Origin of the sequence: Pseudomonas sp. SWRI111, assembly GCF_014268555.1 — a bacterium.
Classification (GTDB): Bacteria; Pseudomonadota; Gammaproteobacteria; order Pseudomonadales; family Pseudomonadaceae; genus Aquipseudomonas; species Aquipseudomonas hamedanensis.
Map to the genome: position 1 here is coordinate 32,259 of NZ_JABWQQ010000020.1, position 23,672 is coordinate 55,930.

A 23,672-nucleotide genomic window follows, 5' to 3' on the forward strand; every position below is an offset into this window, starting at 1 on the left:
CACGTGCAACATCAGTCGGGGCGTAGCGCAGTCCGGTAGCGCACTAGCATGGGGTGCTAGGGGTCGAGTGTTCGAATCACTCCGTCCCGACCATATTTTTCAATGATTTAGCCCAACTCTAGCCAGTTGGGCTTTTTCATTGGCGGGGAGTTTTTCGGGGCTTCATCCAATTTTCCTTTTCAAGATTGTCAGCACCGGCCCGCGTGAATCGGTTGCTGATACCATGTTTGCAGCCTCAATCAGATGCCCAAGCTCAGCGCCCGAATAGTGACTGGTGATGCTGCCGTCTTTGTGGCCGAGAAGTGCCTTTCGGTCTTCTTCGGTTACGCCCGCCGCTCGAAGGCGACGGCCAAACGTGTGCTTCAAATCGTGAATCCTGATTGATAGATAGCCAGGGTGAGCGGGGCGAAGGTTTTCCTCCTGCCAGAGTTTCGCCGCTCTCACTCGCGCTTTCTTCCAAGCCGAGTCGTTCATCCGGTGCATTGCGTTGCCGTTGTAAGGGAAAACCCACTCCTTGCTCAGGCCGCGCTGCTTATCAATGATCGACTTGGCAACGCTGTTCAGCACTACCAAGCGTTCGTCGCCATTCTTCACGCCAGAACGTTCGTGTCTGCCGCCAAAGTCAGCCGGGATCAGGAACACACTAGTACCGAGCTCCGGCACCGAAATCTCCCAGTCCCAACTCAGCTTGCAAACTTCCTGCTCGCGACAACCGGTGTTCACTTTGAACAGCGCCATCGTCTGCAGGTGGGCCGGCAACTCCCGAAAAGAATCGATTGTTCCTCCCACGACATCGGATAGGGTTTGCGTCTCGATTTCTTCTCTTCCAACTTCGTAAGCATTGGTACGCTATCCAGCCACGGCCTCCGCTCATCATCTCGCCACTTCCTGGCACACAACGACAAAACCCGAACCACGCGCTCGATCGAGATATTCACCGTCCTGTTGCTCACACCTTTCTTCACCTTGCCATCCGGTAGCGTTTTGGTCGCCAGCCTGTCCTTGATGAAAGGCCCGAGGGCCTGGTCATCAATATGGGCTAGCGGCATGTCGCCGATGAATTCGTCCAGCTGTGAAAGATGGTGAGCCGAAAGCTTGATGGAGGGCTGGTCCTTGAATTCGACCAAGAAGCGCATCGCCGCATCCCGCCACGTTCTGACCTGCCGAACGCCGTAGACCTTCTCCTGCCGGATCTGCTCCAGTCGGTGTATCAGGTAGCGCTCTGCTTCTTGCCGGTCACTTGTTCCAGTAGATTCGTAAAGTCTTTCGCTGTTGATTTTCTTGTCGATATGCCAGAGACCTTTCCTTTGGGAGAGGCCTGTGATCGTTTTTCGCGCCATTGTGTTTCTCCTTTCTGGCGCTCGCTGCGGGGCAATTGTTGCTCCCTCGCGCCCTTTTTATCAATTGCCTTGGCTGCCACATAAGACGATGCCCACGCATCAAGCTCCTGACGATCAAAGTCGACACCGCGCTCCCCGACCGGGAACTAATTCACGAACGGCCTGACGATTTCGTTAAACAACGGCAAATTCATGCTCAAGTAGGCAGGCGCCTCGCCGGCCCGGATAAAGCGTGGCTGCAATTTTTGTGCGCCCATACAGCATCCTTTTCCCCCGATGGGGCAGTTAAATGGTGATGCTCCATGCCGCCCGTGGCGGCAGAAGGTGGTGATGGGTTATGCGCTGGCCTTGGCCAGAACTGCGTCGATCCGCTGAACAGTAACGTGCAGCGAAACCTTTTCATCGGCGTCGAACCAATCGGGCGCGCCCGCTTTGAGCTCCATGGCGATTACTTGCCGAGACTCCCAGAGCGTCGCGACCATTTCTTCGTGCAGGCTGTCTTTCTGCTTAGGCATACGAATACCTCGCCCGCCTTGCACCGGCAGGCTGTTGAGTGGTTGGGGTTACTGCGGGATGAGTTCGGCGGGTACCTTCACCGCGGCACCGCACTTGGCAAAGACCACAGCGCGGAACACCGCGATGGTTCTGGTATCGCCGGGCTGGCGGTTGAACGGGTCGTTGGTGAGGTCGGCCAGCCATGGTTGCCGGTGGCCAACATCAACCCAGACGCCGTACTTCGTGATCAATTGCTCGGCGTCGGGTAGGGCGAAGAGATCCAGCTGACCGGCGGCGGGCTGCGGATCATCCTCGATCGCGTTGATTGCCCAGTCCAGTGCCGGGCCGGTCAGTTCCTCGGTGCGGACGCTGACCATGCGGTTCATCGCTGGCGCCTCTGAAAGTCAGTACAGCGCACGATCACCGTCTCCCCGTCGCGGGAAAGTGGCGGCGTGGTGCTGAAGGGTAGGTGGCTGCAATTGCGGTGGACGTGGATGCAGGTTGCGCACATGGCACCTTTGGACTGATGGTTCATCATCGCGGCCCCTTGTGGCAGTACACGTAGACGAATCAGGCGAGGGCGATCATGGCGTCACCCGCTTGAACTCGACGACCCAGACCCATGGGTTGGCGTCCCAGTCGCCGCCGGTGGAGTTCCACAACTCCTTCCAAGCCGCCGGGTCCAGTCTCGGTAATTCGGCGAAACGTCATCGCTTGCTAGCTTCGGCGGACACTGCAGGCCTTCCGCCCGGACATCGGCGCGGCTGATGTGTCCTGCAAGCGTTCGACGCAGACGGCGGTGATCTCCAGTGCGATGCGGCAGGCCCAGCGCGGCATGTGGAGGCTCGGCTTCCAAACTGGCTGATCGGTTTTATATGGGGTCAGCCCGTCGGCGGCGTACACCAGCGTGCCGTCGTCGCGCGCCTCGCTCACATCCAAGTCGTCCGGTTTGAGGTAGGGGCCGCACATGACCTCGTTGTGATCGCAGTACCAGGTCTCGCGCACCCACAGCCGGTCGCGGGGCTGGCCATAGGGGCAATCTGCGATTATTTGCTGCTTGGCATTTGGGTAAAGCCAGTGGCCACCGCGTTTGTTTTTAAACGTCAGGATCGGGCCGATCATGTCGACCATGCGCACTTCGGGCTGAACCTTCACCGGTCGCCGCGTGACCGTCTTCCGGCCATCCAGAATGGCGCGCACCATCGGTGCCGAGAATAAGATAGGGCGTTCTTTCGTCATGCTACGCTCCATGAAAATACACAAAGTGGGTGTGTGGGTATGACCGGCCAAGAAATGACCATTTCGGATTGGGTGATTGTTGCTGCCACGCTGCTGGGTCCCATACTCGCAGTACAAGCTCAGAAATGGATTGAGCGATCCAGAGAGAGTCGGGCAAGGAAACTTCAAGTTTTCCATGCGCTGATGGCAACGCGAGGAGCTCGTCTGTCTGCCGACCATGTTCGCGGGCTGAACATGATCGACCTGTCTTTTTATGGATATGTGGCCTTGGGACGAAGGTGGACTACTGGGCGAGACCAAAACGTTCTCGATGCGTGGAAGGAGTACCACGATCATTTAAGTGATGTAGCCAACATAAATTCAATGAGCTCTGAAGCGCTCTTCGCTCAACGTGATGAGCTATTTTTGAACCTGCTTTTTGCGATGGGTCGTTCGCTGGGGTATCAGTTCGATCGGGTCCAATTGAAGAAAAGTTGGTATTCGCCACATGCGCATGTTCAATACGAAGCTCGAATGGAGAATCTTGTTACTGCCGCGACTGGAGTTCTCGAAGGTAGAAGTCCGATTCAAGTTGTTCCGGGAGATTTTGAGCGCCCCAGCGCCGGAAGTGAAAATGTGCCCCCACCTTGACCTCTATAGCGGCTGACTTTGAAGGGGGAGAGAGTTACTGCTGACTGAGTTCTGGATACGTGCCCGGGGGCGGAGACATTTGAGGCTTGGCTGCCTGCTTGGCGCGGATCTGCTCGGCCTTCGTCCAGATGCGAGCCAGCTCAGTCTCTCCGGCAGCGTGCATGTCCATGTCATTGGCAAGGCATAGCGCGGCGAGCGTCACCATCACACCTCCGACTTCCTGCGCCGGCTCACCAATGTCACGGCCGTGAACGTAGTCGACCAGCTTGTGCGACTCGGTCGCGCTGCATCCGCAAGTCTGGACCAGTTCCAGCGCCTCCTCGAGGAACCGATGGTTTCGCCCTTCACGGTCGCCGGCAATCATCGGCCCGAAGCATTCCATCAGCCAAGGCTGCACCCGCGACTGGAACGGGCTGGTCAGCTCATCAATTCGCTGATCCGCTGCATTCAGGCGCTGCTGCAGTTCGTTGATCTTCAACTGGGCCACTGCGAGCTGGTCATCACGCGACTCGATAGCCGATAGATTCTGAATGCCGTGGCAACGTTCGCGGAATTGCTCAAGCTGACGGTTCACTTCACGCAGCTCGTCCTGACGCTCGTTGGTACGCTCTTCCGCCTGGTCGACGATCTTCTGCGCTTCGTGCACGTCGATCCAATTGCCCGTGGCCTGGTCTTCGAACTTCTGCACCGACTTGCCCGATGGTGATAGCAGGAAGGCGTAGCGGAACAGTGCGTTCAGCTTGTCCCCGAACTCAAAGCCTTCGCGGGTTTTGATGTTTCTCATCCTGCAGTCTCCATCGATACCAGATCATGGGCATTGGCAACTGTCTTCTGCTCTTGGCGCAGCGCCTGCTGCACCGCGAGGATGATTCGCTCGAGGTAGGCGTAATCGGGATTGGGCTCAGTGGCATCGCTCGTCATGTGCCACCACTCGTCGCCGAATAGCTTTGTCATCAATTCGCTGTGGGCGCCGTGGAGATGATCAACCGAAGGCGATTCGCGCAGATCCTCTGCCGCGTCGAACATTTCCCGCGCTTCGTCCGATGTGTAGCCGAATCGGTGGCGCTCTTTCAGCACCAGGTGCTGCGCCTCATTTGCGAGGGCATCACCGCTGAACTGGCGCGACCTGATGGTCTGATCGAAGTAACCGATGATGTAGCTGGCATTTAACTCGCAGAAGAACTGCGCGATGGTGTGACCATCCCACATTCCGCCCCAGTAAGCGGTCCAATTCTTCCCCCAGCAGCTGACGGTGATCTTGCCGCGCTTCGGTGTTAGGTCCTCAAGGAGCACAGTGATCGGATCGAGGCTTGGCGCGCCAGTGATCACCAGCTTCGTGACGGTCGAGCGCTCAACCTTAGGCGGCTTGAGTAGTTTGTTTTCTATGGGCATGGGTATACCTTCGCGATATATTTGTGTCAAATTGGCGTTGAGATTTTTTGGGGAGAGGGGCGCGTGGCTGGGAATCTTTTTCATTACACGGATGCAATGGCTGTTAAAGCGATACTTGAAAACAGAGAGCTATGGTTGAGTGATATTCGATTTTTGAATGACTCCCAAGAGATGAATGACGGTGTTAAATACGTTGTGGATGTATTGCGCGCTGACATTCCGGACTTTCAGCTTGATGAAAAGTCTACAGCGGCTGCGACAGAATTTTTGATGGAAACATTTGATGACCATGTCTCAAAGTATATGGATGACGAGCCAACGTTTGTGTGTTCTTTCAGCGAGGCTGGTAATCAGCTAAGTCAGTGGCGGGCGTATGGCGGCTACGCGATTGAGTTTGATAGGGCGGTAATGGAGGGCGCGCTCGATCTATTTCAATGCCTTTATGACGACACCGAGAAAAAAGAATATGCGTCTAAAATGGTATACGATGCAATCCATGGCTTGGCAGCAGACTTGACGAATAATAATGGTGTATTCGGTTCGGATTTTATGAATTATTCGTCATTGCTAGTTAGAACAGCATCGATTTTTAAGCATGAAAGCTTTTATGAGGAGCGGGAAGTTCGCTGCGCAATTGATGTTGCGTTGCCGACATCTGAGCTGAAATTTCGAAGCAAAGGTGGATTGCTTATTCCTTATGTGACTTCAAAATTTCCACTAGAAGCGATCAAGGCTATTCATGTAGGGCCAATGCGAGATCAGGAACTCGCGTTCACATCCATTAAAGCTTTAGTTTCAATGATTAATCACAGCTATCCTGCCGATGGTGATGCTCCCATTCCCGAAATTTATGTCGTAATGTCAAAAATTCCTTACCGGGCTTCTAGTTGATTGTTTTAATTTTTTTCAACTCCATACCGAATGTTTTTCGGGTGCCCTGCACCGGGGCATGCCCGGGCGGTGGAGGGTGGTTTGACAGCTTTCGGAATAAGCGGATGATGACTACTCACCCATCGAGTCAGGCGGTCGAAGAATGACCTTCAATGCGAACCATCAAGAGAGCGATCAATTTCACGTTGATCCAAAGAAGGCTATTTGTTTCAACTGCAGCGAGCCGTTCACCGGCGCATCGGTTCGGTATGATGGTTACGCTGGTAATGGCGAAGGTGAGGGGCACTCGATCTACCTTCACGTCAAATGTGCATCTGAAATGGCGCAGCGCTTGATTACTGATGCTTGGCCGAACCGTCGGGCCGGGTGATTAGCACCCTGTGGGCAGGGCAATAATGTCGCTACCACCGCGAGCGATGCCGGCGTGCAGCTCTACTTTGCTGCCGGCGAGCATCCCGGCAATCTGGGCGTTCATATCCAGCTCGACGCCCTTTCTTTTCCGTGACTTTCCGATGTCCTGGGCAGCGAGGAACTCGCTGATCAAGGCTTTGTCTTGCGCCTGAAGCGCAACGAGCCCTTGCTCAGTGCCGGACAGTCCGGCCGGCTCATCATTCTGAGGCAGGAGCGCTTTCAGCTTCGACTGGACTTCCCATACCCAAGCCAGTGCAAAGTGGTCGCCGGCGGTTTCTGCTGAATACTCAATGCGCCGCAACCCAGACCTGACTGATGAGCAGTACTCCTTGCGCGCCTGGGTGAGCTTTCTGTGCAGGGACTCATACGCATATAGAGCGATGTTCTGAGCTGGCGAAACGCCGACGAATGTAGCGCACTCGATGACGTGCCCTTTCGCAAAGATCCACTTCCTGCACCGCAGAGTTTTGCAGTTGAATGCACCTGCTACGGCGATGCTCAATTGCTGATCCCATGCCGGCCGCCGCTTGGCTCGGTAGAGATCCGACCCGACTTCGCCGACGTCGCTCAACTTCACATCCATTTCGGTCAGGCGATACTCGTGCATCGGAGCCTGAGCCTGCCTCAGCGCGGTCGCCGCTTCGTTTTCGTTGGCGCTCTGGGCCAGTGCCAGGCAGCGCTTGATCTTGCGGATTGCGCGCTCGAGTTTCTTTTCGTCGATCTGATTTGCGGACATGAGGGGGGGCTCGCCGGTATAGTTTATGAAAAGGATGGAGGGAGCTATGGACGTTTTTTTGAAGCAGCTGGTAAAAAAAATATGGAGCTTTTGGTTTTTAATCGTCGCCATGGCCGTCGCGGCGCTAATCGTGGCAATTTATTTCTATAGGCTTACTTTTGGCGGGGAGTTCTCACCCGATTCTGGCGATTGGTCGGCATTCGGAGGATATATTGGTGGGATATTTGGGCCGCTTGTTTCGTTCCTTACATTACTTGCGGTGTTGAAGACTATTTACTTGCAAAGAGAGCTGCTTGATGCGCAGGTTGGTGAATTTCTAAAGCTCGATCAACATCAAAAAGACGCCTCAACTAAGTTGGGCGAGCAAATAGATATCGCTAAGTCTGAATTGGAAGTTTCTAAGGTTCAAGCTTATTTGTCTACTCAGCTTGAGTTGCTTGAAACTCTCCGTGACCACTTTCGTAGGGAGGCGGATGGTATGGAGCAGGCGGTTCAGAAACTTCTTGAGATAGACGGTTTCCGGGGAATGCATTCGAAATTAGCAGAAGAACCGTTACAAAAGAAGGAGTCTGCAGAGCAAAAAATAGCTGATCTAATCGCGCTTTCCCTGGAGCTTTCGGTTAAGACCTACGAGTCGGTAGATGACGTTGCCAAGTTGAGTGGCCCCAAAATAATTGAAATTATTTATAGGTGAATTTTGGACTGCGATGTGATCTCAGTCACCGCAGAAGCAGTCGATAACTTCGGCGAAGTATTCAAAATCTAAGTTGGGCTGTCGGGAGCGTTGCTCGGCTGACCAGCCCATAGTCTTGTAGTCGGCGCGATCTTGCCGAAATACCTGGCCGAACCGTTCCCTCTGCGCCAGACCACCAAATCACCCGCGACGGGTCGTCCATGATGGTCTTGATCAACTTGCCTTCGTTCTTCTTCCAGCACAGGTCGCAGTTGCCGAAGTCGGAATTCATACCGAGATCGAAAGGCTGGGCTGTCCAGAACACGTCAACGTCCTCCTTGGTGACGCCAGCCGAGTAGGAGGGGCAGACGTTATCCCAGCGCGTTCCGCCGCGGTCATTGGCGGCCATCATGCGGTGGTAGCGTTTCGGCTCGTCGTAGCGGATGCCGACGACACAATCCCATTCGGTGTAGCCAAGAACTCGCATGTGCTTCTCGCCGATCCTCACCTTCAGGAAGGCGGTGCACATATTGTTGGGGAAATTCGGCAGCACCGGCGGCAGGTTCTTTTCGGCCTTCCGGTACGCGGCGTAGTAATCGAGCATCATCGTGAACGGTTCGCCGTTCCGACTGGCCGTTTCGAAGTCCACCAGCCTGTACCAGGGCGTGTCATCCGGCTGGCCGTAGACGCGGCACCACCCCATCCAGACGATGTTCATGTTCCAGCGCTTCACGATCTGGTCGATGAAGACCAGCGTTTCCTCGCGCTCTTTACCGGTGTTCTGGAAGAGCAGGTGCACGTCTGGGTGCAGAACTCCGCCATGCGCTTCGAGGATCTTGTAGATCATGTGCCCGCTGGTGCGACCATCGCTGATGCCGATCTGGGCCGGGCCGGTGATCAGGTAGGGATTCATAATTGCTCCAGGCAGCCGATTGCCTCTGCGGCTGGCGTGATTCCTATAAGTGGGGTATTTGTGTCCTGCCCGGCATCTAGCCGGATCAAGGAGAGACATGTGGGAAAAATTAAGATCGAGCGCCTGACAATCAGCTCTGGCTCAAGTCTCGCGACCTATGACCGAGAGAAAAGCACTGAGGATCTTTTCTTGGAAGATACCGATGAGCTCAATGTTTACAAGGTCACTCTTCGGGAAGGCACTTACGGTCACACTGGAGAGGTTCGCGCACAGGGTGAGTTCGAAGCCACTCTGTCAATCGGCAGCAGCATGCATGGCCACGTTGTTTCGCAATTTCCGGGGCTTACTCAGGAAGGTGAGCCAGAGACGATTATTCTTACGCTTGAGGCTGATCGTTAAGGCTCGATGATTTCGTCGTCAGGCTCTGGCGGATCGTCAGCTAGCGACTTCATCCCGGCCTCTTCAATAAATTTCGACACCTTTTCAGTGATTACAAAAGGTGTCGTGACACAGCGAAGCATCTTGGCTTGGGTTTCGAAGTCGGCGGCGATCAGGTTCATCAGCGGCAGCTGGTAATCCTCCTGCCGGTTGTTGATGCCGTGGGCTGCCATGACACGCTTGAGGTTGGGCTTGAACACCCCAGCCACCTCAACCGTAAACTTTTCGACGCCCAGCGCAGCGTCCTTTTCTGCTGCCTTCTTGCGCTTCCTGCGCTGCTTCTTGGCTTCCTCCGTCAGTTCCCTTTCCTCGGCCATGAACTACCTCTTCAATCCCGCTGGCCGGCAAGTCCAGCCAGGTCTGTCGTTTGCGTTGTTGGGTGCGAAAACGTCTCACGCTGCGACCTTCACCTGATGCCAGACGCCGGCGGCGTAGAACAGCTTCGTGGCTTGGGCTTCGTCCATCGAGCTCTCGTCGGGAATTGCGATCCAGCCTGAAGCAACCAGATGGTTCGGGTTCGCGCTGTTGCGTAGCTCCAAGTAGTAATGCTCGATGGCGTCGGTCGGGCGCTCGACCTTGTAGATGCCCTCAGGCGAGATCTTGACCGACTTGATGTACTCGGCGCCGCGCTCGTCTCGACACATGGCGGCGATGTAGATCGTCCAGCGGTAGGAGAAGTCGAATATCGCGTTGGCGATCGCCAGGCTGCGGATCTGCTTGCAGCTCTTCCAGTTCGCCATGATCTGGCTGCCGCTGGGGTCGATGTTCACCACCGCGACGTGGTTGGTGCGCAGCAGCGCCCGGCAGCTGCGTTCGGCCCGGGCGAAACCGTTGTTGGGTTTGCGTTTCGACTTTATAGCGAGTCTGCCATTTTGCGCAGCGCCTTGCGTTCGGCGGCCGATATCGGTTTCGGCCGCCGCTTGAGGACCGTTTCAGGGTCTGCCCAGTCGCGCCGCGCAGGCTTTGGCTTCGTGCGAGCCGGCGGCAACTCTTTGAAGCTGCCGCCGGGCCGCGTCCAGAAGTCAGCCATCGCAGCGGCAATCCGCTCCGACTCAGTCTGCTTTTCACGAACTGCGTTGAGGTTGAGGCTGATCATGCTCAGGCTACTACCGAGATGCAAAAAATAGGGAGTAGTCCGCAGCTCCTTTCGCATCGGGCTTGATCTGGCCGGGGGTCAACCGGCATTCGGCGGAAGGGGTAGGCGCACGTGGGCTACAGTTGTCCGATGCGCAGTGACCTGGAGGCAATGAATGTTTGATCGATATCCTGAGCAGAAGCCGAGCAGGAAAGCGCTTTGCGCACTTGGTGTCGCGGTCATGACGCTGGGATTATTTTTAATCGCCATCAAAGGAGTGGGCGGGGTTCTATTCACCGTCATGGGAGCCGGGTTGGTTTTAACCTGCTTCGCGAGTGAACGAGCATTCGCGAGGGTACTTCGCCTGCTGAGTTGGTTTTGAGTCGACACCCTTTCCAGGGCCGTGTACCCGCAGGCCTTGTGGTTCAACGAGAGAAGTTAAGGATAGGTTGCTATGGAAAAGGCGTTTCGAGATCCATTGTTTTTGACAGGCTTACCGTTGGCTGTTTGTGGTTTCGCCATCACGGCGCCGGCCTTCTGGATTCCGGGCTTGGCCTTGATGGTGGGCGGATGGGCCAAGAGTAAAAAACAAGCCTGAGGCCATCACCGCGGCCCCTTGTAGCAGTACATACGCATGGCGACTTCCATTGTTTGGGGGCACACGGCCTCACAAAAGCACGAAGGGCTTCAGTTGCACGACTCATCAGCCGGAACGGGGATCAGGGGACGAGCTTCAGAGGCAGTCGGACTTGCCTATCTGAAACTCGACTATCGGTGAGCTGGTTGAATCGTTGTAGAGGTAGTTATCACTAATCCATAACACCCGATCCCGCCTTGCCGTAACCGCTCCCGGCCTCTGTCAAGTTCGAGTAAAAGATGCACCCGATAAGTCTCGCGAACAGGCCTAAAGTGTCGGCCAGATCCGGGTCGTCGAATATCACCGCCCTTGAATCCAAAGCACACAGCGCACCCCAGAGTTGTCCGTCGGGCAGGAAAATAGGTGCGCCGGCGTAGCTTTCAATCATGTATTGCTTCACGACCGGGCGTGTCGCGAATCTGCCGTCTTTACTTATTTTCGGGACGAAAAGCACCTGGGGATCTCTTCGGAATTCACTGCAGAGCGTGGTCTCCAGTTCCAGCGTATCGCCGGTGTGGATGCCCAACTCGATTGGGTCGTACGCGGAGCAGACTATCCATTCCGTTTCCGTGAATTTTGCGATCGCCGCGAAGCGCGTTCCTGTCATGCGGGTGACGAGCTGCAAAATGTTGGTAGTTGCCTCAATTTCGGCGATAGAGGAACGCTCTTCCGCGCTTAGCAACGCTCTGTGAATGGTGTCACTAAGAGGCATGCAGTTTTCTCCAATAATCAAATGATGGGCCGGCAGCGATACACGCGCTGGACGCTGCCCCTATTGATTCTAGACGGAGCTGATTCGTTCACTTAATGGGTTGCGAATTGCCATCAGAGAAGAAAATGAACGGCGCCAAACTCGATGCGTTGTCAGTTGTAGGCGAAGAGCGGGTTCGTTTGTGCAGAAACAGCACAGAATCTGTGCTGTGCGTGATGTGTTCAAACTAGGCGTACCTCCCTAGCATTCCCTTTCTCAATCAATCGAAAGGAAATGCCCCATGCCACCTTTGACTCGTCGTTTTCTTGCTGCCTGTGCATTTTCTGGCATAATTGCCAGTGCGGGTGCCTTGGCCGAAGGCCATCCCACCATTCGCGCCATGTCCGGCGCCAAACCGGTCAGCGAATTGCCTGCCGGTAAATCCGCACTGCTGGTGATCGACTTCCAGAACGAATATTTCACGGGGCGAATGCCGATTCCCGACGGCGCCGAGGCGTTGGCCAAGACGCGTGAATTGATCAAGTTCGCCGACAGCCACAAGATGCCGGTCTATCACGTCCAGCACATTGCACCAGCAGGTTCCGCGGTGTTTGCCATTGATGGGGAAAGCGTGAAGTTCCACCCGGACATGCTGCCGCGGGCCAAGGATTCGGTTGTGCAGAAAACCAGCGTCAGCGTGTTCGCCAGTACCGACCTGGATCAGCGCCTGAAGAGTGCTGGCATCAAGACCCTGATCGTTTCCGGTCTGATGACCCACGCTTGTGTTGCCGGCGCCGCCCGTGACGCTGCGCCCCTTGGCTACAACGTCATCGTCGCCTCCGATGCGTCGGCCACTCGCGACATTACCCGGGTCAACGGTGACAAAATCGACAAGGATGCCTTGCACAAAGCCGCATTGGCCGAAATCGAGGACACCTTCGGCGATGTGCTGACCACGGCCCAGATCGTTAAATTACCGGTGCGCTAAACCTATGAATCAGATGTTCGCCATGCGTGTATTTCGTTGCATTGTCGAGGCCCAGGGTTTTTCGGCCGCTGCCGAGCGGCTGGACACGACTCATTCCTCGGTATCGCGACACTTGCAGCATCTGGAGTCCACGCTCGGCGTGCGTCTGATCAACCGCAATACCCGGCGCATGAGCCTCAGCGCTGCGGGCGAGCGTTATTACGCGGCGTGCGCGGACATTCTGGATCGCGTCGATGCGGCGGCGCAGGCCGTCACTCTGGAGCAGGAACGACCTTCCGGCTTGTTGCGCATCAGTGCTCCTCTGGTGGTCGGTACGCTGGAGCTGGCCCAGTGGTTGCCAGCGTTCCAGCAGCGCTACCCGGATATTCAGGTCGACCTGTCCTGCTCGGACCCTTTCGTCGATCTGGTGGCCGATGGCTTCGATGTCGCCATTCGCATTTGTGGCCCGTTAGCCGACAGCAGTCTGGTCGCGCGGTTGCTCACGGTTTCGCCCATGGTTCTGGTCGCCTCGTCGGCCTATGTATTCAGGCACGGCTTGCCGCGTAGCGTCGCCGAACTCAGCGAGCATCGGCTGCTGACATTTGCCGGCACGGCACAGTGGTCACTGATCAATGACCGGGATGAGCCGATATCCGTCACGCCCGACAGCAGCTTTCACACCGATACCATCACCGCACTGCACGCTTGTGCCCTGGCGGGCGGTGGCATCGCGGCTTTTACGTTAGCCACGGTGCAGGACGACCTGCAGGCCGGGAGGCTGGTGCGGATCCTTCCGGACTACACCCTCGGCGTGCGCCATTACTACGCGTTGTATCCCCATGCCCGACATTTGCCCGCCAAAGTCAGGGCATTTGTCGATTTCATGGCCGAGTATTACCGGCTCAAGCGTGGATCGTGATCGGTGCTTGGCGAGTGCTGACGGCTTTACCCTGTGAGAATGGGGGAAGTTGGAACATCACCGCACCCTCTGCTTGGGAAATTTCCTACAAGTATTTGCAAAAGCCCCTGCTCCCCATCGAGTTGTCATCTTCCAAGATGGCTTCCTGGCTCGATGGACGTAGCAGACGAAAAATGACCTCACTGCGTATTCTGGTTTTAGAAAAGCATTCAGTTCAGCGCAACGCAGTAGTCGCCGCGTTACAGCAACTGGGTGTTTTCGACATCCTGCAGGCCAGTAGTGGCGAGCAGGCATTGGCCTTGATGCAAAGGCAGGGCAGGGTGGATGTCGCGTTGTGCGACCTGGCCCACAAAGGTATGGACTGCCTGGATTTTCTCAACTGTGCCAGTCAGCTTTTGTTGGTCCGGGCGGTGATCCTCTATTGTGATTTCCAACCGCAACTGCGCCGGGCAATTGAACAGATGGCCTCGTTTTCGGGCGTCGAGTTACTAGGTACCCTGAGTACGCCGATCCAGGCCAGGGTATTGCAAAACATTCTGCAGCGTTACCAGCGCCAATGCCTGGTAACGGCCTCGATGCCTTTGCCAGCCACGATGTTGCCTGACGAAGAAGACATTCGTCGCGGCTTGGCCCTGGGCGAGTTCCGGGCGTTCTTCCAGCCCAAGTTTTTGCTGGCCACGGGGCAGGTGGCCGGAGCCGAGGTGCTGGCGCGCTGGCAGCACCCGACCAAGGGGTTACTGCTGCCCAAGGACTTCCTCGCGGCCGTACTGGCTTACGATCTGATAGACGAGATGTTCAAGCAGTTGCTGGAACAAGGGCTGAGTCTGCTTGGCATGTTGCAGCGCGATGGCCGGTCTCTCGAAATGTCGTTCAACCTGCATGCTTCGCAATTGCTGGAAACGGGGTTGATCGACCATATTCGCCAGGCATTGAAGCGTTATGGCGTATCCGCCACGAGCCTGACTTTCGAACTGGCGGAGAACGGCCTGCTGGAGATACAACCCCGGATCCAGGAAGGCTTGCTACGCTTGCGCGTAATGGGGTGCGGGCTGTCGATCGATGACTTTGCTGTCGGCTTTTCCTCCTTGAAACTGCTCTGCCAATTGCCATTCACCGAGATCAAGCTGGACGGTGAATTTGTCCGCAGCATTCACGAGCCGCGTTGCAAAGCGGTGATTGCCAGCACCGTGGCATTGTCTCGCGCGCTGAACATGACGCTGGTGATCGAAGGGATCAGCGAGCAACAGCAATGCACCGCGCTGATCGATATGGGGTGCGAGCAGGGCCAGGGTTTCTACTACGCCCAGCCGATGTCGTCCCATGAACTGCTGATGTGGCTGCAGGCGCCTTTCGTTGCCGGACAGGAGGATGCCTAGCGAGCGCTCGAACCCAGGAAAATACATCGCAAGCAGCCTCGCAAAGCTCGAATATGCTAAAAAGTCATAAACCGTTACCAAGCGTTTTCTGTATGGCGCCGTGAACTCTTCCTGTCTTAGTTTCGCTATTTCTTTCCAGAGGCTCCTATGCTCAAAGCCATGATCGTGGACGACCATCCATTCATTCGTTCAGCCGTAAGAATGATTTTGAAGCAAGAGCAGTACGAGATCGTGGCCGAAGCCGACAATGGCGCCGACGCGGTTCAATTGACCGTTAAACATCAGCCGAACCTCATCCTGCTGGATATCTCCATGCCAGGAGTGGATGGCCTGGATGCGCTCAATCGGATCTCCTCATTGGGGCTGCCGGTGAAGGTTCTGGTCCTGACGTCGCTGTCTCCGGTGTTTTTTTCCATGCGTTGCATGCGGGCGGGGGCGGCCGGCTATGTTTCGAAGGCGGATGACTTGGACGAGTTGGTGAAGGCCATCAATGCCATCAAGTCCGGCTATACCTTCTTTCCTGACCTGACGATGAATTCGGTACGCAGAGAAGACATGGATGCCTCAGAGCAGGCGTTGATACAGAGTCTGTCCGACAGAGAATTGTCCATCCTGCAACAACTGGCCAAAGGGATGAGCAACAAGCAGATCGGTGAGGAAATGATTCTGAGCAACAAGACCATTAGCACTTACAAAGCCCGGATAATTGAGAAACTCAATCTGAATTCCATTGTGCACCTGTCGGAGCTGGCTAAACGAAACCATCTGATCTGATGAAGTATTCACTGCGGTTTTGCCTGTGCCTGTTGCTGTTGCCTATATTGGCGGGGATGCAGCAGGTTCTTGCCGATGAGCAACCCGACGTGGAAACCCTGCAATTGCTGGGGCGCTCCGCGGCGGGCATGCACAAGGTCGCACTGGCCGAGGCAGACTGGAGCTGGCTGCGTAATAAAGGCACCGTGTATCTGGGCGTTTCGGTGCCGGATTACCCGCCCTTCGACTTGACCGGCAACGGTCGTGACTACGAGGGGCTGACCGCCGATTACGCGGGGTTGCTGGCTCAACTGCTGCACATTCAGGTAGAGGTGCGCCGGTATCCATCCAGGGCCGATGTGATCCGTGCGTTGAAGGATGGCGAAGTCGATCTGTTGGGCACCGCCAACGGTTTTGAAGCGTCCGACCCCGAGTTGGTGATGTCGGCCGCTTATGCCGACGATCAGCCGATGATCATCACTCGCAGCAATGACGGGGCTTCGTTTACCGCGGATATGGCGGGAAAAAAAATCGCCATGCTGTATCACTACCTGGCGCCGCAGGCGGTCAGTCGCGCCTATCCCGATGCCGAGCTGCAACTTTATCCTTCGACGTTGAGTGCAATCGGAGCCGTTGCCTTCGGCAAGGCAGACGTTTACCTCGGCGACGCGATCAGCGCCAACTACCTGATCGGCATGAACTACCTGAACAATGTCCAGCTTGCGGATTTTTCCCGCCTGGAAGGCAGCCGTTTCGCCTTTGCCTTATCCGCGACAAACACGCGGCTGCTCGGCATCACCAACGCCGCCATCGCGGCGATTCCCATCGAAGAACGCATGGCCATTTTGCGGCGCTGGGGCGGTTCCGAGATGTATATTCCGGGGCAACATCGCCTGCACCTCACACCCAAAGAGCAACGCTGGCTGGAAAGTCATCCACGGGTCACCGTCGCGGCGATGGAAAATTTCCTGCCACTGTCGTTTTTCGATAAAAAGGGCGCGCTTCGCGGCGTGAGTGCGGATGTGCTGGCCAAGGTCAGCTTGCGCACGGGCTTGAAGTTCGATGTGGTGCGCGGCAGCTCCATGGCCAGGCAGATCGAAAACCTGCATGCCGGCAAGGTCGATCTGCTGGCGGCCTTGACCCCCAGCTCCGAGCGGGAAGGGCAGATGCGCTTCACCCGGCCGTATCTGTCAACGCCCTATGTGATGATCAACCGTGGCGGGGCAGACAGCCCGGCGACGCTGGGCGAGATGGCCGGCAAACGCCTGGCGCTCATTCGCGGCATGTTCCTGACCGGCTACATCTCCAGTCGCTTTCCGCGAATCCAGATTGTCTATGCTGACAACGCCGCCGAGGTCATGGCGATGGTTGCCAAAGGTGAAGTTGATGCTGGCGCCAACTCGTTGCTCAGTGCCCGTTACCTGATTTCCCGTCAGTATCGCGACCGCCTGCAAATTACCAGTACCGTAGGCGTCGAGCCCGCCAGGTTCGCCTTTGTCACCAATCGTGGTGACCTTGAGCTTTACGCCATTCTGGAAAAAGCACTGCTGAGCATCTCCCCGGAAGAAATGGCGGAAATCACCAGTCGCTGGCGAAGTGAGGTAGTGATCGATGACAACTTCTGGCTGCGCAATCGCGACGCAATCATCCAGGGATTCTTTTTCGCCGGCGCGCTGCTGTTGTTGGCATTTGTCTGGATCGCTTATTTGCGTCGTTTGATCCATCGGCGCGAAGTGGCCGAACGGGCGCTCAATAATCAGCTGGAGTTCAAGCGGGTGCTGATCGACGGTACGCCGCATCCGATCTACGTGCGCGACCTTGAGGGGCGCATGGTGATCTGCAACGCCAGTTATCTGGAGGTGTTCGGCCTCAGCAGCGAGGAGGTGCTGGGCAAGCGCATCACCGAAAGTGTGTTTACCGACAGCGCCGAAGCGGCGGCCTACGACGACGAGTACCGCCAAGTGCTACGCGACGGAGTGTCGAAAATCCGCGACCGCGCGCTGGTGCTGCCTGACGGGTGCCGGTTGATGATCTATCACTGGATGTTGCCGTACAGAGACAGTGACGGGGCCATCTGCGGCATGATTGCCGGATGGGTCGATATCAGCGAGCGCGAGCGATTGCTCGGTATGGTCCAGGAAGCCAACCGGGCCAAGACCACCTTCCTGGCGACCATGAGCCATGAAATCCGCACGCCACTGAATGCCGTGATCGGCATGCTCGAACTGGCTCTGAAGAAATCCGACCAAGGCGTACTCGACCGCTTCGCGATCGAGGTCGCGTCGGGGGCTGCCCACGGCTTGCTGGACCTGATTGGTGACATTCTCGATATTGCGCGGATCGAGTCCGGCAAACTCTCCCTCACACCTGGCCGGGCCAACCTCAGGGAACTGGTCAGGTCGGTGGCGCGGATCTTCGAAGGCCTGGCGGAGCAGAAACACCTGAAACTGGAGCTGGAACTCGATGCCCGGGCCGATTGCGACGTGTCGATCGATCCGCTGCGTTTCAAACAGGTCATTTCCAACCTGCTCAGTAACGCGATCAAGTTCACCAGCGAAGGCCAGGTGCGCCTGGTGCTCGACGTGCTGGCCGATGCGCCCGACGAGCCGCTGTCGATCCGCGTGTTGGTGGAGGACAGCGGCCAGGGAATCTCCGTCGAAGACCAGCAGCGTCTGTTCAGCCCCTTCATCCAGGCCAGCAACAACAACCAATCCGACCGCAGTGGCTCCGGCCTGGGCCTGGTCATCAGTCGCACCCTCTGCGAAATGATGGGCGGGCAACTGCACCTGGACAGCGTGCTCGGGCAGGGCACGCGGATCGAAGTATTGCTGCAAGTCCCCGTCCTTGAGCCACTTCCCCCGCAAGATCCCTCCATCGTCGAAGAGTTCCCCTCCCGTGCGCTGAAGATTCTGGTGGTCGACGACTATCCAGCCAACCGCTTGCTCCTGTCCAAACAACTTGGCTACCTCGGGCACGAGCTGGTCGAGGCGCATGACGGTGCCCATGGTCTGCGTGCCTGGCGCAAGCAGCGTTTTGACGTGGTCATTACCGACTGCAACATGCCGGTCATGAATGGTTACGCCCTGTCACGCGCCATTCGCGCCGAAGAAACCGATCGGAAATTGCCGCGCAGTCTTATCATCGGCTTCACCGCTAACGCGCAGCCAGATGAAAAGGCCCGATGCCTGGAAGCGGGCATGGACGATTGCCTGTTCAAGCCCATCAGCCTGGAATCGCTCAAGCAGCGCCTGGACCGCTGCGAGGCGGTTGCCGTGGAATCGCCGGTGGAGCAGGCCACTGCGGCGCAAACCGATGACATCGACTTTGCCTCCCTGGAAAAACTGGTGCGCGGTGATCAGGTGGCGTTGCGCGAGTTGTTGAACGATCTGGCCGTCAGCAATCAGCAGGATATGGAGCGGTTGGGCGAGGAGTGCTCCACTCCGGATTGGCAAGGGCTTTCGAACCTGGCGCACAAAATCAAAGGGGGGGCACGCATCGTCAAGGCCAGGAAATTGATCGCAGCCTGTGAATATGTGGAGGCGGTGTGCGAGGCTAAAGACGATGCGCAGGTGCTGGAACAGGCGATCACGGGCTTGAAGCTTGAAATGTCAAGGTTGGCTGTTTCCTTGAAAGAATATGGGGTTAGTGCCTAAGGGTAAGTTTTCCCTGTTAGTCAGGTGCGTGAAAGTTGGTGTTGGGTTTGTTGATGTAAATAGTGTTATGAGGTTAATTCGCAATAACGAGTGGCGCAGCTTCCCTGGTTGTATCTGGTCGGCTCTGTTGTTGTGTTACTGACGCGCAAGGGCGGGTCTAAGGTCATAGGAAATTTCCTACATGATCTTGGGCCGCTTCAACTGTTTCGAATATTGCCGCCTATTTATCCTTGGTAACAGGTGAACGGGTACAAGCTGAAAACACAATCAGCCTTGATCTCAAAAACCTTTCCTTGGATTTGTTTTATTACAGGTGGTGTTTATGAGCTTTTCGAAAAAATTTCTGTTGGGTTCATTGTTGGCAGTGAGCGCGACCAGTGCCTTTGCTGTTGAAACGGCTGATCTGCGAGTGATTGGTACTATTGCCCCGGGCGCATGTACTCCGGTCTTTGCTGGTGGTGCGACTGTCGACTATGGTGTTATTCCGCTTGCCAGCCTGAGCCAAACGGCTGACACCGCGCTGGGATCTCGAGACGTCAATTACACCATTTCTTGCAACGCGCCTATTGCTATCTCCGCAACCTGGTCTGACGCTCGAGCTGCTTCCGTAACTAATCCGAATGCTGCCCGTTATGGCTTGGGGACGCACAACGGTACTAACATCGGGCGTTACGGTGTTTCGTATGTCGTTGCCGGTACTACAGCAGATGGTAATCCTATCACCTTGATTCAGCGCGCCAACCCTACGGCGGCCTGGACCGCCGGCGTCAATACCATCGGCACATCTCCAAATGGCCTCCTCGCGGTTTCGTTTGCTAAGGTTGGCGAAGTGGTACCTAGCGCTTTCTCGACATACGCCGGGACGATTCGAGTAACAACATTGATCGACCCTATTCAGAATCTGGATACAACTACGGATGTGGCGCTGGATGGTCTCTCTACCATGACTGTCAACTACTTATAACCCTTTCTTTATATTGCGCTCCGGTCGGGGCGCAATATTTTCCTTGTCTGGTTGATTTTTATTTTTGATTCTATCTCTTGAATCCTAAGGGGTAAGTGCGCTTTCAATTTGCTGGAGTTAATCATGTTTATTTTATTTGATAAGTCCAAACTATTGTTTATTTCAACTGTGCTTCTGGCCACTTTCAGCAGTCTGTCTCAGGCCGCTGGCATGGTGCCCGAATCCACTGTAGTACTCGTCAATATCGCCGATGGCGAAGGCACCATGAATGTAACCAACAGCGACGACAAAGCCATGTTGTTGTACACCTCGTTGGAAAACTTGCCAGAAGATCAGGAAAGCCTGGTAGTCGTAAGCCCGCCCGTGGCCCGCGTCGAGGCGGGGGAAAAACAGCTGGTGCGCTTTATTGTCCAGTCGGATCAGCCAATCACCACCCAGCGACTCAAGCGCGTGACGTTCGAAGGTATCCCGCAAACCGACCCGACTGCCAAGGCGAAAATTGGCGTGACCGTGCGGCAGAACCTGCCGGTACTGATCAGTCCCGGGGATTTGCCAAAGAAACAGGATCCATGGAGCTTGCTGGAATGGAGCCTCAATGGCCGCGATCTAACGGTGAAGAACGAAAGCCGTTACGTGGTGCGGCTTAACCAAGCATTCAGCGTGATGCCGGTCGACCTCAAGCTGGAGCTGCCTGCTACTTACATCCTGCCGGGCCAGACTCATCAATTCGAGCTGCCCGCCGGCACCACCCTGGGGGCTGACGCCACGGTGCGTCTCTATCCGGTCACTACCTACGGCTTCGCGGCCCAGCCTTTCGATGCACCGCTGAAGAAGCAGTGATCCCGCCCCGACCTTTCAAGTGGTGTGCCCATGACTTTGCAACCAACGATGGCGTCTTCCCGCCGAGGGAAGATGCGTAAGCTCCCTGCGCCGATGCCAGCCCTACGGGTCAAGCCGTTGCTAGCGGTGATCGCTGGCCTGATCGCCTGTGGCGCGCTGCAGAGCAAGGCCGCATCGCCTGCCGCGACCAGCGGTGCAACGCTCAAGGACGCGCCCACCCTGGCCTCGTTCGACCTGGGCATGCTGAAAAGCCGCGGCCTCGATCCGAAGGTCGCGGAGTACTTCAGTCAGGCACCACGTTTTTCCGAGGGGCGTCGCCGGGTCAGCCTGCAAGTCAACGGCAGCCCGCGTGGCAGTGTTGACGCGCAGTTCGATGCCGAAGGCTCGTTGTGTTTCGATCGGTCGTTGCTCGACCAGGCCAACCTGCGGGTTCCAGAACAAGCGTTTCGGTTGAGCACGGGGCAAACCCCGACGGACAACGACTGCTATGACTTCATTGGCGCCTATCCCCAGACCGAAGTGCAATTGCGGCCGAACCGCGAAGAGGTTTCCCTGCTGGTCAGCAGCGACGCACAGCGTCCGGTCGGTGAAGACCTGGGCATCTATCAGGGCGGTGGCACCGCGGGGCTGTTCAACTACGAAGTGCTCGGGCAGAACAACCAGTTTTCTGGCGGAACGAGCAACTACTACGGGGCCAATACCGAACTCGGTTTCAACGCCGGAGACTGGATCGTGCGCAGTCGCCAGGCGTACTCGATGCAGAACGAGGTGAGCAACTTCCAGTCGCTCTATACCTACGCGCAAAAGACCATCGTGCCGTTGAAGTCGACGGTGCAGGCAGGGCAGATCAACATCAGCAACTCGGTATTCCAGGGCGCGGCGATTACCGGTGCGCAGATCATTCCCGAAGCGGCGTTGCAAGGTCGCGGGCTTGGCGGTGCGACCGTAGAGGGCATTGCCCAGAGCGCGGCCCGGGTGGAGGTGCGCCAGGCCGGCGCGCTGATTCACACCAGCCTCGTGCCTGCCGGGCCTTTCAGCCTGCAGAACGTGCAACTGTTGAACGGCCGTACCGACCTGGATGTTCGGGTCATTGAAGCCGACGGCTCGCAGCGCAGCTTTACCATTCCCGCAGCTTCCCTGGCCCAGGTTTCGCTCAGCGAGCCGGGGTACTCGGTGGCTGCCGGTAAGGTGCGAACCTTCGACACCCGCGACATGCAGTCGCCGATGGTGGTGACCGGTACGGGCGGCTGGTTGTTGAACCCGAGCAATAAACTGTCAACGGGGCTCATGCTCAGCGACAACGATTATCGCGGCGCAGCCTGGACGCTGGATTCGAGCCTGACCCCGAGCACCTGGATGAGCGTGCAGAACACCTTTTCCAATGCCGGCGAGGAAGGCAAGAGTGGCACCCAGGCAAGCATCTCGTTGAACACCAGCCTGACCCCGAAAATCAGCGCGGGGGTCAACGCCACCCGGCAAACCGCCGGTTACCGCGAGCTGCTCGACACCACACGTGAACAAACACCGGGGTATGTAGATGGGCTGACGCGGCAGCAGTATGGCGTGTCCCTGGGCTGGAACGATGATGTGCTGGGGGGCTTGGTCGGTAGTTATTCGACCGGGACTACCTTCGATGGGCGCAATACCCGTCATCTGAATGCGTCCTGGGTGAAAACCTTCAAGCACGCGACGGTCAGCTTCAACGTCGAACGTTCCTTGGGCGGCAATCGCGACGACGATGAATTCGGTCGTGGACGACGTCGCTCCTCCAGCGACGACGGCAACGCCATGTATCTGACGGTCAGCGTGCCACTGGGCGGCAAGCGCAATGTGCGGGCCTACGCCAACAAGCGCAACGGTAGCACCCGCTTCGGTACCACCTACGATGACAACAGCAATGATTTTGCCACCTATCGCTTGAGCGCCGAGCGCAACACCGAGCGCAAGGAACAGGACTTCGCCGGCAATGTCAACCTGATGCCGCGGTATGCCCAGGTCAACCTCGGTTACGCGCGTAACGGTGCCGACAGCACCAGCTACAGCGGCCAGTTGCGTGGCGGGGTGGCTGTGCATGAGAGCGGTGTGACCTTGTCGCCCTATGCACTGAGCGACACCTTCGGCGTGGCCAAGGTCGGCGACGTCGGTGGCGTCAAGCTGACCACGCCGAGCGGTCCGGTGTGGACCGACCCGTGGGGCAATGCGGTGATCCCGCAGCTCAATGCCTACCAGAACACGCGGGTGGAAATCGAGACCAAGAGCCTGCCGCGCAACGTCGATATCCAGAATGGTTTCAAGGCAGTTTCGGCCGGCCGTGGCTCGGTGCAGAAACTCGATTTTTCGGTGATCAAATCGCGTCGCGCCTTGTTGCGGGTGACTGATGCCGGTGGAAAACCGATGAGCAAGGGCTTGGCGGTGTTCGATGCCAAGGACAACTTCGTCACCACCGTAGTGGATGACGGCAAGGTGTTCCTGACCAATGGACAGCTGAGCGAGGCGCTGATTATTCACACCTCCGAGAGCAATACCTGCGCGATCCATTTCAGCCTCCCGCAAGAGCAGGATCTGAACGTCTATTTCGAAACAGCCAACGCCACTTGTGCGGCCGGCTGAAGGTCGACCCCTATTGGGGCGAGGAACGT

26 protein-coding genes, 1 tRNA gene and 2 pseudogenes are annotated in these 23,672 nt (G+C 56.7%); 16 read left to right on the plus strand and 13 right to left on the minus strand.

Annotated features, from left to right (window positions below; all coding sequences use genetic code 11):
• Positions 1-16 precede the first annotated feature (16 nt).
• Positions 17-93, plus strand: a tRNA-Pro gene (locus HU755_RS21165).
• A 69-nt stretch (positions 94-162) separates the two neighbouring features.
• Here the strand turns inward: HU755_RS21165 and HU755_RS21170 are convergent.
• From HU755_RS21170 to HU755_RS21185, 5 genes and pseudogenes are all read right to left on the minus strand, one after another.
• Positions 163-1,340 (minus strand): annotated as a pseudogene (locus tag HU755_RS21170) (tyrosine-type recombinase/integrase).
• Between the two features lie 335 nt (positions 1,341-1,675).
• The gene (locus HU755_RS21175; RefSeq protein ID WP_186636125.1) at positions 1,676-1,855 is read right to left on the minus strand and encodes a hypothetical protein; all 180 of its coding nucleotides are present in this window, start codon (positions 1,853-1,855) and stop codon (positions 1,676-1,678) included.
• Between the two features lie 48 nt (positions 1,856-1,903).
• Positions 1,904-2,221, minus strand: coding sequence for a hypothetical protein (locus HU755_RS21180; RefSeq protein WP_186636128.1), 318 nt, complete (start codon positions 2,219-2,221; stop codon positions 1,904-1,906).
• Between the two features lie 198 nt (positions 2,222-2,419).
• Positions 2,420-2,497 (minus strand): annotated as a pseudogene (locus HU755_RS27550) (morphogenetic protein); the annotation flags it as partial.
• Positions 2,498-2,552: 55 nt separating this feature from the next.
• Positions 2,553-3,074 (minus strand): hypothetical protein, encoded by a 522-nt coding sequence (locus HU755_RS21185; RefSeq protein ID WP_238350021.1) that lies wholly within the window; start codon positions 3,072-3,074, stop codon positions 2,553-2,555.
• Positions 3,075-3,113: 39 nt separating this feature from the next.
• On the opposite strand from HU755_RS21185, the gene HU755_RS21190 reads away from it, so the two are divergent.
• Positions 3,114-3,704 carry a DUF6680 family protein gene (locus tag HU755_RS21190; protein WP_186636131.1) on the plus strand — a complete coding sequence of 197 codons (591 nt, stop codon included), beginning with the start codon at positions 3,114-3,116 and terminating at the stop codon, positions 3,702-3,704.
• Positions 3,705-3,738: 34 nt separating this feature from the next.
• Here the strand turns inward: HU755_RS21190 and HU755_RS27345 are convergent, their stop codons facing one another.
• Together HU755_RS27345 and HU755_RS21200 are read right to left on the minus strand one after the other, a co-directional pair.
• Complete coding sequence (locus HU755_RS27345) at positions 3,739-4,488, minus strand: hypothetical protein (protein WP_202885365.1); 750 nt, start codon at positions 4,486-4,488, stop codon at positions 3,739-3,741.
• Positions 4,485-5,096: a hypothetical protein gene (locus HU755_RS21200; RefSeq protein ID WP_186636134.1), complete on the minus strand. Its 612-nt coding sequence runs from the start codon at positions 5,094-5,096 to the stop codon at positions 4,485-4,487. The genes HU755_RS27345 and HU755_RS21200 overlap by 4 nt, the downstream gene beginning before the upstream one ends.
• Before the next feature lie 63 nt (positions 5,097-5,159).
• Between HU755_RS21200 and HU755_RS21205 the strand changes: the two genes are divergently transcribed.
• Positions 5,160-5,987 carry a DUF2971 domain-containing protein gene (locus HU755_RS21205; protein ID WP_186636137.1) on the plus strand — a complete coding sequence of 276 codons (828 nt, stop codon included), beginning with the start codon at positions 5,160-5,162 and terminating at the stop codon, positions 5,985-5,987.
• 142 nt (positions 5,988-6,129) lie between these two features.
• A complete protein-coding gene (locus HU755_RS21210) occupies positions 6,130-6,357 on the plus strand; it encodes a hypothetical protein (protein WP_186636140.1) in 228 nt (75 codons plus the stop codon).
• Here HU755_RS21210 and HU755_RS21215 read toward each other — a convergent pair whose 3' ends face one another.
• Positions 6,358-7,134 (minus strand): DUF2786 domain-containing protein, encoded by a 777-nt coding sequence (locus HU755_RS21215; protein ID WP_186636142.1) that lies wholly within the window; start codon positions 7,132-7,134, stop codon positions 6,358-6,360.
• Positions 7,135-7,180: 46 nt separating this feature from the next.
• Between HU755_RS21215 and HU755_RS21220 the strand changes: the two genes are divergently transcribed.
• On the plus strand, positions 7,181-7,828 hold the full coding sequence (locus HU755_RS21220; RefSeq protein WP_186636145.1) for a hypothetical protein: 648 nt from the start codon (positions 7,181-7,183) through the stop codon (positions 7,826-7,828).
• Positions 7,829-7,889: 61 nt separating this feature from the next.
• On the opposite strand, the gene HU755_RS21225 is transcribed toward HU755_RS21220, so the two are convergent.
• Entirely contained in the window at positions 7,890-8,720 is an 831-nt protein-coding gene (locus HU755_RS21225) for a hypothetical protein (protein WP_238350022.1), read from the minus strand.
• Between the two features lie 99 nt (positions 8,721-8,819).
• Between HU755_RS21225 and HU755_RS21230 the strand changes: the two genes are divergently transcribed.
• On the plus strand, positions 8,820-9,119 hold the full coding sequence (locus HU755_RS21230) for a hypothetical protein (protein ID WP_186636148.1): 300 nt from the start codon (positions 8,820-8,822) through the stop codon (positions 9,117-9,119).
• Here the strand turns inward: HU755_RS21230 and HU755_RS21235 are convergent.
• The 3 genes from HU755_RS21235 to HU755_RS21245 form a co-directional block, all read right to left on the minus strand.
• The gene (locus HU755_RS21235; protein WP_186636151.1) at positions 9,116-9,475 is read right to left on the minus strand and encodes a hypothetical protein; all 360 of its coding nucleotides are present in this window, start codon (positions 9,473-9,475) and stop codon (positions 9,116-9,118) included. The two genes, HU755_RS21230 and HU755_RS21235, sit on opposite strands and share 4 nt — an antisense overlap.
• A gap of 75 nt (positions 9,476-9,550) precedes the next feature.
• Positions 9,551-10,015, minus strand: a complete 465-nt coding sequence (locus tag HU755_RS21240; RefSeq protein ID WP_186636280.1) for a hypothetical protein — start codon at positions 10,013-10,015, stop codon at positions 9,551-9,553.
• Positions 10,012-10,254 (minus strand): hypothetical protein, encoded by a 243-nt coding sequence (locus HU755_RS21245; protein WP_186636154.1) that lies wholly within the window; start codon positions 10,252-10,254, stop codon positions 10,012-10,014. The genes HU755_RS21240 and HU755_RS21245 overlap by 4 nt, the downstream gene beginning before the upstream one ends.
• A gap of 154 nt (positions 10,255-10,408) precedes the next feature.
• On the opposite strand from HU755_RS21245, the gene HU755_RS21250 reads away from it, so the two are divergent.
• Positions 10,409-10,615 carry a hypothetical protein gene (locus HU755_RS21250; protein WP_186552400.1) on the plus strand — a complete coding sequence of 69 codons (207 nt, stop codon included), beginning with the start codon at positions 10,409-10,411 and terminating at the stop codon, positions 10,613-10,615.
• A gap of 72 nt (positions 10,616-10,687) precedes the next feature.
• Complete coding sequence (locus HU755_RS21255) at positions 10,688-10,831, plus strand: hypothetical protein (RefSeq protein WP_186636157.1); 144 nt, start codon at positions 10,688-10,690, stop codon at positions 10,829-10,831.
• A gap of 211 nt (positions 10,832-11,042) precedes the next feature.
• Here HU755_RS21255 and HU755_RS21260 read toward each other — a convergent pair whose 3' ends face one another.
• The gene (locus HU755_RS21260; protein WP_186636159.1) at positions 11,043-11,582 is read right to left on the minus strand and encodes a GAF domain-containing protein; all 540 of its coding nucleotides are present in this window, start codon (positions 11,580-11,582) and stop codon (positions 11,043-11,045) included.
• A gap of 280 nt (positions 11,583-11,862) precedes the next feature.
• On the opposite strand from HU755_RS21260, the gene HU755_RS21265 reads away from it, so the two are divergent.
• From HU755_RS21265 to HU755_RS21300, 8 genes are all read left to right on the plus strand, one after another.
• On the plus strand, positions 11,863-12,549 hold the full coding sequence (locus HU755_RS21265; RefSeq protein WP_186636162.1) for a cysteine hydrolase family protein: 687 nt from the start codon (positions 11,863-11,865) through the stop codon (positions 12,547-12,549).
• Positions 12,550-12,553: 4 nt separating this feature from the next.
• Positions 12,554-13,447 carry a LysR family transcriptional regulator gene (locus HU755_RS21270; RefSeq protein ID WP_186636165.1) on the plus strand — a complete coding sequence of 298 codons (894 nt, stop codon included), beginning with the start codon at positions 12,554-12,556 and terminating at the stop codon, positions 13,445-13,447.
• Positions 13,444-14,823, plus strand: coding sequence for an EAL domain-containing protein (locus HU755_RS27810; protein WP_186636168.1), 1,380 nt, complete (start codon positions 13,444-13,446; stop codon positions 14,821-14,823). The genes HU755_RS21270 and HU755_RS27810 overlap by 4 nt, the downstream gene beginning before the upstream one ends.
• Before the next feature lie 147 nt (positions 14,824-14,970).
• On the plus strand, positions 14,971-15,597 hold the full coding sequence (locus HU755_RS21280; protein ID WP_186636171.1) for a response regulator transcription factor: 627 nt from the start codon (positions 14,971-14,973) through the stop codon (positions 15,595-15,597).
• On the plus strand, positions 15,597-19,229 hold the full coding sequence (locus tag HU755_RS21285; RefSeq protein WP_186636174.1) for a transporter substrate-binding domain-containing protein: 3,633 nt from the start codon (positions 15,597-15,599) through the stop codon (positions 19,227-19,229). Before HU755_RS21280 ends, HU755_RS21285 begins: the two co-directional genes overlap by 1 nt.
• 322 nt (positions 19,230-19,551) lie before the next feature.
• A complete protein-coding gene (locus HU755_RS21290; protein ID WP_186636177.1) occupies positions 19,552-20,193 on the plus strand; it encodes a DUF1120 domain-containing protein in 642 nt (213 codons plus the stop codon).
• Positions 20,194-20,316: 123 nt separating this feature from the next.
• Positions 20,317-21,033, plus strand: a complete 717-nt coding sequence (locus HU755_RS21295) for a fimbria/pilus chaperone family protein (protein WP_186636181.1) — start codon at positions 20,317-20,319, stop codon at positions 21,031-21,033.
• A gap of 72 nt (positions 21,034-21,105) precedes the next feature.
• The gene (locus HU755_RS21300) at positions 21,106-23,643 is read left to right on the plus strand and encodes a fimbrial biogenesis usher protein (protein WP_186636184.1); all 2,538 of its coding nucleotides are present in this window, start codon (positions 21,106-21,108) and stop codon (positions 23,641-23,643) included.
• The last annotated feature ends 29 nt before the right edge of the window (positions 23,644-23,672 follow it).